6 protein-coding genes are annotated in these 12,187 nt (G+C 75.3%); 5 read left to right on the top strand and 1 reads right to left on the bottom strand.

Going from position 1 to position 12,187, the window contains the following annotated elements:
- Nucleotides 1-18 precede the first annotated feature (18 nt).
- From PS271_RS19390 to nudC, 4 genes are all read left to right on the top strand, one after another.
- A complete protein-coding gene (locus PS271_RS19390; RefSeq protein ID WP_398383316.1) occupies nt 19-3,342 on the top strand; it encodes an ATP-dependent helicase in 3,324 nt (1,107 codons plus the stop codon).
- A gap of 81 nt (nt 3,343-3,423) precedes the next feature.
- On the top strand, nt 3,424-6,963 hold the full coding sequence (locus PS271_RS19395; RefSeq protein WP_398383317.1) for an ATP-dependent DNA helicase: 3,540 nt from the start codon (nt 3,424-3,426) through the stop codon (nt 6,961-6,963).
- A gap of 58 nt (nt 6,964-7,021) precedes the next feature.
- Nucleotides 7,022-8,449, top strand: coding sequence for a dipeptidase (locus PS271_RS19400; RefSeq protein ID WP_398383319.1), 1,428 nt, complete (start codon nt 7,022-7,024; stop codon nt 8,447-8,449).
- Nucleotides 8,450-8,507: 58 nt separating this feature from the next.
- The gene (nudC, locus tag PS271_RS19405) at nt 8,508-9,449 is read left to right on the top strand and encodes an NAD(+) diphosphatase (protein ID WP_398383321.1); all 942 of its coding nucleotides are present in this window, start codon (nt 8,508-8,510) and stop codon (nt 9,447-9,449) included.
- Between the two features lie 73 nt (nt 9,450-9,522).
- Here the strand turns inward: nudC and PS271_RS19410 are convergent, their stop codons facing one another.
- Nucleotides 9,523-9,780 carry a mycoredoxin gene (locus PS271_RS19410; protein ID WP_120753611.1) on the bottom strand — a complete coding sequence of 86 codons (258 nt, stop codon included), beginning with the start codon at nt 9,778-9,780 and terminating at the stop codon, nt 9,523-9,525.
- A gap of 192 nt (nt 9,781-9,972) precedes the next feature.
- Between PS271_RS19410 and PS271_RS19415 the strand changes: the two genes are divergently transcribed.
- On the top strand, nt 9,973-12,177 hold the full coding sequence (locus tag PS271_RS19415) for a UvrD-helicase domain-containing protein (protein WP_398383323.1): 2,205 nt from the start codon (nt 9,973-9,975) through the stop codon (nt 12,175-12,177).
- Nucleotides 12,178-12,187: the final 10 nt, after the last annotated feature.

A 12,187-nucleotide genomic window follows, 5' to 3' on the forward strand; every position in this document is an offset into this window, starting at 1 on the left:
CCAGGACCGGCAACCCACGTGAGCTCCTCCCCGCCTTCCGGCTCGACCCGGCCGCAGCACCCCCAGGCACGGCAGCCCTCCCAGGGCGCCTACCGCCTCGTGCGCACCCGGCCGGGCCCCACGGCCCTTCCTGAGCTGGACGCGCGCCAGCGCGCCGTGGTTGAGCACGCGGCCGGACCCCTGCTCGTCCTCGCCGGACCCGGCACGGGAAAGACCACCACGCTGGTCGAGGCCGTCGCGGAACGGGTGCGCCGGGGCACCCCGCCGGAGCGGATCCTCGTCCTCACCTTCAGCCGCAAGGCCGCCGTCGAGCTCCGCGACCGGATGGCCGCCCGGCTCGGCGCCGGAGCCGGCGCGCCCCGGGCCACCACCTTCCACTCGTACTGCTACGCCCTGGTCCGCGCCCACCAGGACGCCGACCTGTTCATCGACCCGCTGCGGCTGCTGTCCGGCCCCGAGCAGGACGCCGTCGTGCGCGAGCTGCTGGCCGGCCAGGCCGAGCTGGAGCGCGCCGGCCGCGCCCGGGTGCGCTGGCCCGACGAGCTGCGCGCCTGCCTGACCACCCGCGGCTTCGCCGACGAGGTGCGCGCCGTCCTCGCCCGCAGCCGCGAGCTCGGCCTCGGCCCCGGCGCCCTCGGCGACTTCGCCGGCCGCACCGGCCGGCCCGACTGGGCCGCCGCCGCGTCCTTCCTCGCCGAATACCTGGACCTGCTCGACCTGCGGGGCGTCCTCGACTACGCCGAACTCGTCCACCGCGCCGTCCTCCTCGCCGAGCGGCCGGACGCCGCCGCCGAGCTCGCCGGCCGGTACGACGCCGTCTTCGTCGACGAGTACCAGGACACCGACGCCGCCCAGGTCCGCCTCCTGCGGGCGCTGGCGGGCGACGGCCGCACCCTCGTCGCGTTCGGCGACCCCGACCAGTCGATCTACGCCTTCCGGGGCGCCGACGTCAACGGCATCCTCGGCTTCCCTCACGCCTTCCCCCGCAGGGACGGCTCACCCGCCCCCGTCGAGGTCCTCACCACCTCGCGCCGATCCGCCGCGAAGCTCCTCGAAGCCACCCGGCTGCTCACCCGCCGGATGCCCCTCACCCGCCTCCCCGCGGACGCCGTCCGCGCACACCGCGACCTCGCCGCGGTGCGGGAGGGCGGGAGCGTCGAGGCGTACACGTACCCGACCGCGGGCGCCGAGACCGACAACATCGCCGACATCCTGCGCCGCGCGCACCTGGAGGACGGCGTCCCCTGGCACGAGATGGCCGTCCTCGTCCGCGCCGGCTCCCGCTCCCTACCGTCCCTGCGGCGCGCCCTGACGTCGGCGGGCGTCCCCGTGGAAATAGACGGCGACGACATCCCCCTGCGCCAGGAACCGGCGGTGGCACCCCTGCTGACGGCGCTGAGGGTGGTGGCGGAGGACGTGGCGTCGGCCACGGGCACGGAGGCCTCTGATGAGGAGCCCCCCGCTCCCACGGCCATGGACCCCGAGACCGCCCTCACTCTCCTCACGTCCCCTCTCGGCGGCATGGACGCCTCCGACCTCCGCCGTCTCGGCCGCGCCCTGCGCGACGAGGAGCGCGCCGCGGGCGAAGCCGTCCCCCGCCCCTCCGACACCCTCATCGCCGAAGCCCTGGCGCAGCCCGAACGGCTCGCCGTGCACGACCCCGCCTACGCCCGCGGCGCCCAGCGCCTCGGCGCGCTCCTGCGCGAAGCACGCGCGCTCCTCGCGGCCGGCGGCACCGCCGAAGAGGCCCTCTGGGCCCTCTGGAACGGCACTCCCTGGCCCGCCCGCCTGGAGCGCACCGCCCACCGCGGCGGTGCCGCGGGCCGCAACGCCGACCGCGACCTCGACGCCATCTGCGCCCTCTTCGAGACCGCCGCCCGCGCCGAGGAGCGCACCGGCGGCCGCGGCGCCCTGAACTTCCTCGACGAGCTCGAAGCGCAGGACATCGCCGCCGACACCCTCACCCGCAGGGCCGTCCGCCCGGACGCCGTCCGCCTGATGACCGCCCACCGCTCCAAGGGCCTCGAATGGCACCTCGTGGTCGTCGCCGGCGTCCAGGAAGGCCTCTGGCCCGACCTGCGGCGCCGCGGCTCGCTCCTGGAGGCCGACCGGATCGGCCGCGACGGCCTCGCCGAGCCGCTCAGCCCCGGCGCGCTGCTCGCCGAGGAGCGCCGCCTGTTCTACGTGGCGGCCACGCGTGCGCGCGAGCGCGTGGTCGTCACCGCGGTCAAGGCGGCCGCCGAGGACGGCGACCAGCCCTCCCGGTTCCTGGCCGAGCTGGGCGCCGAGCCCGTCGACGTCACCCAGCGTCCCCGGCGCCCCCTGGCCGTCTCCGCGCTCGTCGCGGAGCTGCGCGCCACCACCGTCGACCCCGCCGCCTCGGACGCCCTGCGCGCCGCCGCCGCGCAGCGGCTCGCCCGGCTCGCGGCCCTGCGCGACGACGAGGGCCAGCCGCTCGTCCCGGCGGCACACCCGTACCGCTGGTGGGGCCTGCACGAACCGACGCACAGCGAGGTGCCGCTGCGCGACCGCACCCACCCCGTCGCCCTGTCCGGCTCCGCCCTCGGCCAGCTGGGCACCTGCTCCCTCCAGTGGTACCTGGGCCGCGAGGTGAAGGCCGACGCGCCCGCCACCGCCGCCCAGGGCTTCGGCAACGTGGTGCACGTCCTCGCCGACGAGGTCGCCTCCGGCCGCACCCCCGCCGACCTCGCCGTGCTCATGGAGCGCCTCGACTCCGTGTGGGACGCGCTCGCCTTCGACGCCCCCTGGAAGTCCGCGCAGGAGAAGGAGAACGCCCACGCGGCCCTGGAGCGCTTCCTGCGCTGGCACGTCATGGAGCGCGGCGGCCGGGCCCCCGTCGCGACCGAGCACGCTTTCGACGTCACCCTGAAGGCCGAGGACTACCTGGTCCGCATCCGCGGCTCCATGGACCGCGTCGAGGCGGATGAGCACGGCCGCGCCTACGTCGTCGACTTCAAGACCGGCAAGGGCACCGTCTCCGCCAAGGAGGTCGAGCGCCACCCCCAGCTCGCCGTCTACCAGCTCGCCGTCGAGCACGGGGCCGTCGACGACGCCTTCGACGGCGCCCGGCCGCGGCCCGGCGGCGCCGAGCTCGTCCAGCTGCGCCAGGGCGCGGCGAAGAAGGACGGCGGCGACTCCGTACCGAAGGTGCAGGCCCAGGAGGCGCTCGGCGAGGGCGAGTGGATCGGCGGGCTGCTCGCCGAGGCCGCGGGCCGCGTCCTGGAGGAGCGCTTCGCGCCCCGCCCCGGTCAGCACTGCTCGCACTGCTCCTTCCGCGCCTCCTGCACCGCCCGCCCCGAGGGCCGGCAGGTCGTCGAATAGGACTGGCGACCGGGGCTGCGGAGAGGGCTCTGACCTGCGGCGATGCAGGGCTGTCAGTGGCGGCCGTTAGCGTGGTGTGCCGTGACCCCGCGCCTGACCGACCCCGAGCAGCTCAAGGAGCTCCTCGGCATCCCCTTCACCCCGGAGCAGACGGCCTGCATCACCGCGCCGCCCGCCCCGCAGGTCATCGTGGCCGGCGCCGGCTCCGGCAAGACCACGGTGATGGCCGCGCGCGTGGTCTGGCTGGTCGGCACCGGGCAGGTCGCCCCCGAGCAGGTCCTCGGCCTCACGTTCACCAACAAGGCCGCGGGCGAGCTGGCCGAGCGCGTCCGCAAAGCGCTCGTCGCGGCCGGCGTCACCGACCCCGAGCCCGCGGCCGCCGATCCCGACCAGGCGCCGGGCGAACCGCAGATCTCCACGTACCACGCCTTCGCCGGACGCCTCCTGAAGGAGCACGGCCTGCGCATCGGCCTGGAGCCCGGCGCCCGCCTCCTCGCCGACGCCACCCGCTTCCAGCTCGCCGCCCGCGTCCTGCGCACCTCACCGGGCCCCTACCCCGCCCTCACCCGCTCCTTCAGCGACCTCGTCGCCGACCTCCTCGCCCTCGACGGCGAGCTCTCCGAGCACCTCGTGCCGGCCGGGCGCCTGCGCGCCCACGACCGCGAGCTGCTCGCCGCCCTGGAAGGCGCCCGGCTCACCAACCCCGACCTGCGCAAGGTCCCCGAGGCCGCCCGCGCCCGCCTCGAACTGCTGGAGCTCGTCGGCGCCTACCGCGAGGAGAAGCGGGGGCGCGACCTCCTCGACTTCGGCGACCAGATCGCCCTCTCCGCCGAGCTCGCCCGCACCCGCCCCGAAGTGGGCCGCATCCTGCGCGAGCAGTTCGCCGTCGTCCTCCTCGACGAGTACCAGGACACCTCCGTCGCCCAGCGCCTCCTGCTCTCCGGCCTCTTCGGCGCCGGCACCGGCCACGCCGTCACCGCCGTCGGCGACCCCTGCCAGGCCATCTACGGCTGGCGCGGCGCCTCCGTCGCCAACCTCGACGACTTCCCCGAGCACTTCCCGTACGCCGACGGCCGCCCCGCCCAGCGCTTCGCCCTCAGCGAGAACCGCCGCAGCGGCGGCCGCCTCCTCGACCTCGCCAACGGGCTGGCCGCCGAGCTGCGCGAGCGCCACGCGGGCGTCGAGGCCCTCCGCCCCGCCCCCGGCGCCGAGCGGGACGGCGTGGTGCGCTGCGCCCTGCTGCCCACCCACGCCGAGGAGCTCGACTGGCTCGCGGACTCCCTCGCCCACCTCGTGCGCACCGGCACCCGCCCCGGCGACATCGCCGTCCTGTGCCGCACCGCCGCCGACTTCGCCGAGATCCAGGGCGCGCTCGTGCGGCGCGACCTCCCCGTCGAGGTCGTCGGCCTGTCCGGGCTGCTGCACCTGCCGGAGATCGCCGACCTCGTCGCCGTCTGCGAGGTCCTCCAGGACCCCACGGCCAACGCCTCCCTCGTCCGGCTGCTGATCGGGCCCCGCTGGCGCATCGGCGCCCGCGACCTCGCCCTCCTCGGCCGCCGCGCCCGCACCCTCGTGCCCTACGGCAGCGCCGGCGGCGACCCCGAGCGGCGCCTCGCCGAAGCCGTCGAAGGCGTCGACCCCGCCGAGACGGTCTCCCTCGCCGACGCCCTCGACACCTTCCTCGCCGCCGACGCCCCCGACGACGGCCTCCCGTTCTCCGCCGAGGCCCGCGTCCGCTTCGCCCGCCTCGCCGCCGAACTGCGCGACCTGCGGCGCTCCCTGGCCGACCCCCTCATGGACGTCCTCCACCGCGTCCTCGCCGTCACCGGCCTGGAAGTCGAGCTGTCCGCCTCGCCGCACGCCCTGGCCGCCCGTCGCCGCGAGACCCTCTCCCACTTCCTGGACATCGCCGCGGGCTTCGCCGCCCTCGACGGCGAGACCACGGTGCTCTCCTTCCTCGGCTTCCTGCGCACCGCCGCGCAGTACGAGAAGGGGCTCGACAGCTCCCTCCCCGGAGGGGAGGACACCGTCAAGATCCTCACGGCGCACAAGTCCAAGGGCCTGGAGTGGGACGTCGTCGCCGTCCCCGGCCTCGTCGACCGGACGTTCCCCAGCGAGCAGTCCCGCGACTCCTGGACCGCCCAGGCCAAGGTCCTCCCGCACGCCCTGCGCGGCGACGCCGCCACCCTCCCCGACGTCCGGGCGTGGGACAGCAAGGGCATGGCCGCCTTCAAGGCCGCCATGAAGGAGCACCAGCGCATCGAGGAACTCCGCCTCGGCTACGTCACCTTCACCCGCCCCCGTTCCCTCCTCCTCGGCTCCGGCCACTGGTGGGGCCCCAGCCAGAAGAAGCCCCGCGGGCCGTCCGCCTTCCTCGACGCCCTCCGCGCGCACTGCGAAGCCGGCCACGGCGAGATCGAGGCCTGGGCCGACGCCCCCGAGGACGGCGCGGAGAACCCCGCCCTGGAGGACACCGGAACGGACCGCTCCTGGCCGCTGCCCCTGGACCCGGACTCCCTGACCCGCCGCCGCGCCGCGGCGGACGCGGTGCTGGCGCACCTGGAGCGGCTGGACGCGGCACCGGCGGAGGCCGGGGAGCCGGGCCCGGCCGACGATCCGGAGTGGCCTACCCCGCCGCAGGACGAGGACTACGAGGACTACGACTCTTACGAGGGCTTCGATCCCTTCGAGGACGGCCTTCCCGCCGACCCCGACGCGTGGGACGACCTCCCGACGGTCCGCCCCGGGGAGCCCGGCGGTGCCGGACCTCGCCGCGCCCCGTCGCTGCCCGGCCCCCGCCGCGAGACCGGCGACCCCGTGCCCGTCCGGGACGAGCACGCCCCCGCACGCCCCGGGCCTGTGGGCGGCCTGCCCCACCCGGCGCCGGAGCCGGACCCCGCGGCGGCCTCCCTCCTGCCCGAAGAAGCCCGGCTCGCCGCCTCCTGGGACCGGGATCTCGACGCCCTCGCGGGCGAGCTCCGGCGGGCGCGGGCGCGGGAGCGCGACGTCGTCCTGCCCGCCGCGCTCAGCGCCTGGCAGCTGGTCAGGCTCGCGGGCGACCCCGACGGGTTCGCGCGCGAGCTGGCCCGGCCCATGCCGCGCCCGCCGCAGCCCGCGGCCCGCCGCGGCACCCGCTTCCACGCCTGGATCGAGTCCCGCTTCGAGCCGCTGCCCCTGCCGCTGCTCGGCCCCGACGAGCTGCCCGGCGGCGCGGACGACGACGGCCCGGGCCCCGAGATCGCCGACGAGCAGGACCTCACGGCCCTCAAGGAGGCCTTCGAGCGCACCCCGTACGCCCACCGCGTCCCCCACCGGATCGAGGTGCCCGTCCAGCTCACCCTCGCCGGCCGCGTCGTCCGCGGCCGCATCGACGCGGTCTACCGGGAGCCGGGCCCCGAGGGCGACACGTACGAGATCGTCGACTGGAAGACCAGCCGCGCCCACGACGCCGACCCCTTGCAGCTCGCGATCTACCGCGTCGCCTGGGCCGAGCAGCACGGCCTGCCGCTGTCCTCCGTGACGGCCGCGTTCGTGTACGTGCGCGACGGCGAGACCGTACGCCCGCCCGGCCTCCCCGACCGCGCCGGCCTCGAACGGCTCCTGCTGGGGGAGCAGGCGTGACCAGGGCGGACGCCGGGCCGGTCATGGTCACGATGCGTGTCCGGATAGGCTCGATGCCATGAGCGAGACTCCGGACAGCGCCGTCCGCGCGTTTATCGAAGGCCACCGCACCGCGTTCCTCGACGACCTCGTCGAGTGGCTCCGCATCCCCTCCGTCTCGGCCGACCCCGGCCGCGCCGGGGACGTGCGCCGCAGCGCCGAATGGCTGGCCGCGAAGCTCAAGGAGACGGGCTTCCCGACCGCGGAGGTCTGGGAGACCGACGGCGCCCCGGCGGTCTTCGCCGAGTGGCCCTCGGGTGACGAGGGCGCCCCGACCGTCCTGGTCTACGGGCACCACGACGTCCAGCCGGCCGCCCGCGAGGACGGCTGGCACACCGAGCCCTTCGAGCCCGTCGTCAAGGACGGCAGGCTGTACGCCCGCGGCGCTGCCGACGACAAGGGCCAGGTGTTCTTCCACACCCTCGGCGTCCGCGCCCACCTCGCCGCCACCGGCCGCACGGCCCCCGCGGTCAACCTCAAGCTGCTCATCGAGGGCGAGGAGGAGTCCGGCTCGGAGCACTTCGCCGGCCTCGTGCGCGCCCGCGCCGACCGCCTCGCCTGCGACACGGTGATCGTCTCGGACACCGGCATGTGGTCCGAGGACACCCCCACCGTCTGCACCGGCATGCGCGGCCTCGCCGACTGCCAGGTCGACCTCTACGGTCCCGACCAGGACATCCACTCCGGCTCCTTCGGCGGCGCGGTGCCCAACCCCGCCATGGAGGCCGCCCGGCTCGCCGCCGCCCTCCACGACGAGAACCTCCGCGTCGCGATCCCCGGCTTCTACGACGGCGTCGTCGAGCTCACGGACCGCGAGCGCGAGCTCTTCGCCGAGCTGCCCTTCGACGAGGAGCAGTGGCTGCGCGCCTCCCACTCGTACGCCTCCATGGGCGAGGCCGGGTACAGCACCCTGGAGCGCATCTGGGCCCGCCCCACCGCCGAGGTCAACGGCATCGGCGGCGGCTACCAGGGCCCCGGCGGGAAGACCATCGTCCCGTCCGCCGCCCAACTGAAGCTGTCCTTCCGGCTCGTGGCGGGCCAGGACACCGCCGGCGTCCAGCAGGCCGTGCGCCAGTGGGTCGCCGACACCCTCCCGGACGGCATCCGCCACGAGATCACCTTCTGGGGCGCCACCCGCCCCTGCCTGACCCCCCTGGACCACCCGTACCTGAAGTCGGTCGTACGGGCCATGGAGCGCGCCTTCGGCAAGAAGGTCCGCTTCACCCGCGAGGGCGGCTCCGGCCCCGCCGCCGACCTCCAGGACGTGCTCGGCGTCCCGGTGCTCTTCCTCGGCATCTCGGTGCCCTCGGACGGCTGGCACGCCCCGAACGAGAAGGTCGAGCTCGACCTCCTGATGAAGGGCGTCGAGACCGCCGCCCACCTGTGGACCGACCTCGCGGAAGCGGGCGCCCGTGCGACGGCGCCCGGGGAGGGGAGCGCCGGCTAGCCCGCGCACCGCACAGACGACCAATCGCAGGGATTCGTAGGGGGAGTTGGAAGCAGCAGTGACCACCTGGACCGATCGCACGGCCGCCCGGCCGATCACCCTCACCGGCGCGAGCGGCATCGACCGCGCCGCCCACCACCGCCTGGACGAGGCGTGGCTCGCCGCTGCCTGGAGCCACCCGTCCACGAGAGTCTTCGTGGTCTCCGGCGGGCAGGTGCTGATCGACGACACCCCCGACGGCCGCACCGAGCTCGTCATGACGCCCGCCTTCGAGGCGCCCGTCACCGAGACCCACCGCTACTTCCTCGGCCAGGACGCGGACGGCATCGCCTACTTCGCGCTCCAGAAGGACGCCCTGCCGGGGCGGATGGACCAGTCCGCGCGCCCCGCCGGGCTGCGCGAGGCGGGCCTGCTGCTCTCGCCGCGCGACGCCGGGTTGCTGGTCCACGCGGTCGCCCTGGAGAACTGGCAGCGGCTGCACCGCTTCTGCTCGCGCTGCGGCGAGCGCACGGTCGTCGCGGCCGCCGGCCACATCCGCCGCTGCCCGGCCTGCGGCGCCGAGCACTACCCGCGCACCGACCCGGCCGTGATCATGCTGGTCACGGACGAGGACGACCGCGCGCTGCTCGGCCGCCAGATGCACTGGCCCGAGGGCCGCTTCTCCACGCTCGCGGGCTTCGTCGAGCCGGGGGAGTCCCTGGAGCAGGCGGTGCGGCGCGAGGTCGCCGAGGAGGCCGGCGTCGTCGTCGGGGACGTGGAGTACGTCGCGAGCCAGCCCTGGCCGTTCCCGTCCAGCCTGATGCTGGGCTTCATGGCGCGGGCCGTCTCCCGCGACATCCAGGTGGACGGCGAGGAGATCCACGAGGCGCGCTGGTTCTCGCGCGAGGACCTGCGGGCGGGCTTCGCCTCCGGGGACGTCCTGCCCCCGACCGGCATCTCGATCGCGGCCCGGCTGCTGGAGCTCTGGTACGGCGAGCCCCTGCCGCAGGCCCAGCCCTGACGGACGGGGCACGGCGAAGGCCCCGGTCCGCGGACCGGGGCCGTTCTGCCCGGGGGCTCGCCAGGAGCGCGCGTCAGGACGCGAGGGCCTGCTTGACCTGGGCCAGGGACGGGTTCGTCATGGTGACCGGCGCGGCACCGCTGAGCGGGTTCACCAGGACCGTCGGGACCGTCTGGTTGCCGTCGTTCGCCTTCTCCACGAAGGCCGCCGACTCGGCGTCGTGCTCGATGTTGATCTCGTTGTAGCTGATTCCCTCGCGGTCCAGCTGGCTCTTCAGGCGGCGGCAGTAGCCGCACCAGGTGGTGCTGTACATCGTCACGGTGCCCGACATTCGACCTCGTGCCCTTCTCTCGCTAGGTGGTGGTCCGGTCCACTCCCGGCCGTGCCGTGGGTACCGATCCGGGTGTTGTTCCGGTGGTAGAACGTGCACCTGTCCACAGCCATTCCCGTATTCGTACGACTGCCGGGTCACGCCTGTGGACGGCATTCCCGGTCGCCTCGCCGGACCTGGCAGCATGGCGGGGTGACAGCAGCAACGCACTCCACCCTCTTCCCGCCGGTCCCGGACTCCCCGGACGCGGTGCTCGACGGGCTCGACCCCGAGCAGCGCGAGGTGGCGACGGCCCTCGGCGGCCCGGTGTGCGTGCTGGCCGGCGCCGGCACGGGCAAGACCCGCGCGATCACCCACCGCATCGCCTACGGCGTCCGCTCCGGCGTGCTCCAGCCCTCCAGTGTGCTCGCCGTCACGTTCACCAACCGCGCCGCGGGGGAGATGCGCGGCCGGCTCCGCCAGCTCGGCGCCGGCGGCGTCCAGGCCCGCACGTTCCACTCCGCCGCCCTGCGCCAGCTCCAGTACTTCTGGCCCAAGGCCGTCGGCGGGGAGCTGCCGCGGCTGGCCGAGCGGAAGGTCCAGATCGTCGCGGAGGCCGCGGCCCGCTGCAAGCTCCGCCTCGACCGCACCGAGCTGCGCGACGTCACCGGCGAGATCGAGTGGGCGAAGGTCACCCAGACCGTCCCCGAGGACTATCCGGCGGCCAGGGCCAAGGCGGGCCGCGACGCCCCCCGCGACCCGGCCGAGACCGCCCGGATCTACGCCGGCTACGAGCAGCTCAAGCGCGACCGCGGCGTGATCGACTTCGAGGACGTCCTGCTGCTGACCGTCGGCGTCCTCCAGGACCGGCACGACATCGCCGAGACCGTCCGCCGCCAGTACCAGCACTTCGTCGTCGACGAGTACCAGGACGTCAGCCCCCTCCAGCAGCGCCTCCTGGAGCTGTGGCTCGGCGACCGCGACAGCCTCTGCGTCGTCGGCGACGCCAGCCAGACGATCTACTCCTTCACCGGCGCCACCCCCGACCACCTGCTGAACTTCCGCATCCGTTACCCCCACGCCACGGTCGTCAAGCTCGTCCGGGACTACCGCTCGACCCCCCAGGTCGTCCACCTCGCCAACGGCCTGCTCTCCCAGGCCGGCGGCCGGGCCGCGGAGCACCGCCTGGCGCTGGTCTCCCAGCGCGACGCCGGCCCCGAGCCCGTCTACGGCGAGTACGCGGACGAGCCCGCCGAGGCCGAGGGCACCGCCCGCCGCGTCCGGGACCTCATCGACTCCGGGGTGCCCGCGAGCGAGATCGCGGTCCTCTTCCGCATCAACGCCCAGTCCGAGGTCTACGAACAGGCCCTCGCCGACGCCGGGGTGCCCTACCAGCTGCGCGGCGCCGAGCGGTTCTTCGAGCGGCCCGAGGTGCGCGAGGCCGGGCTGCTGCTGCGCGGCGCCGCCCGCGCCGGCGGCGCCGACTCCCAGCTCTCGGGCGCCGATGACGTGCCGTCCCAGGTGCGGGCCGTCCTGGGCACCCGTGGCTGGACGCCGGAGCCGCCCGCCGGCTCGGGCGCGGTCCGGGACCGCTGGGAGTCCCTGGCGGCCCTCGTGCGCCTCGCGGAGGACTTCGTCCGGGCCAGGCCCGCCGCGACCCTCGCCGATCTCGTGGCCGAGCTCGACGAGCGGGCGAGCGCCCAGCACGCCCCCACGGTCGAAGGTGTGACTCTCGCCTCACTTCACGCCGCCAAGGGCCTGGAGTGGGACGCCGTCTTCCTCGTCGGGCTCGCCGACGGCATGATGCCGATCACATACGCCAAGACGGACGAGCAGATCGAGGAGGAGCGCCGGCTCCTCTATGTGGGGGTCACGCGGGCCCGCCGCCACCTCTCCCTCTCCTGGGCGCTCTCCCGGACACCGGGCGGCCGGCCCTCCCGGCGCCCCACCCGCTTCCTGAACGGCCTGCGCCCGGGCTCCGCCGCGGTCCGTCCCGGCACGGTCTCCCGCGGCGGCCCCGGGGGCGTCGAGCGCGGCCCCGACCGCCGCCGGAAGCGGGGCTCCGCCCGCTGCCGCGTCTGCGGCCGCACCCTGACCGACGCGGGCGAGATCAAGCTCATGCGCTGCGAGGACTGCCCCTCCGAGCTCGACGAGGCGCTCTACGAACGGCTGCGCGACTGGCGCGCGGAGCAGTCGGCCCGGCTGGGCCAGCCCGCCTTCTGCGTCTTCACGGACAAGACGCTCCTCGCGATTGCGGAGGCCGTTCCGGGAACCGAAGCGGAGCTGGCGCGCATCTCAGGGGTGGGAGGACGCAAGCTCGACTCTTTCGGTGCCGACGTCCTCGCGCTGTGCGCAGGACACGACCTGACGTCGGACGATGCGTCCCACGACGCATCCGAAGAAACTCCGGAAAAATAGTTTGCGCACG

It is taken from the genome of Streptomyces sp. SCA2-17, assembly GCF_044336695.1.

What these genes read in the sequence shown, in the direction of transcription:
- PS271_RS19400 (WP_398383319.1), top strand. Translation starts at nt 7,022, where the DNA reads ATGAGCGAGACTCCGGACAGCGCCGTCCGCGCGTTTATCGAAGGCCAC.
- PS271_RS19410 (WP_120753611.1), bottom strand. Translation starts at nt 9,780, where the DNA reads ATGTCGGGCACCGTGACGATGTACAGCACCACCTGGTGCGGCTACTGC.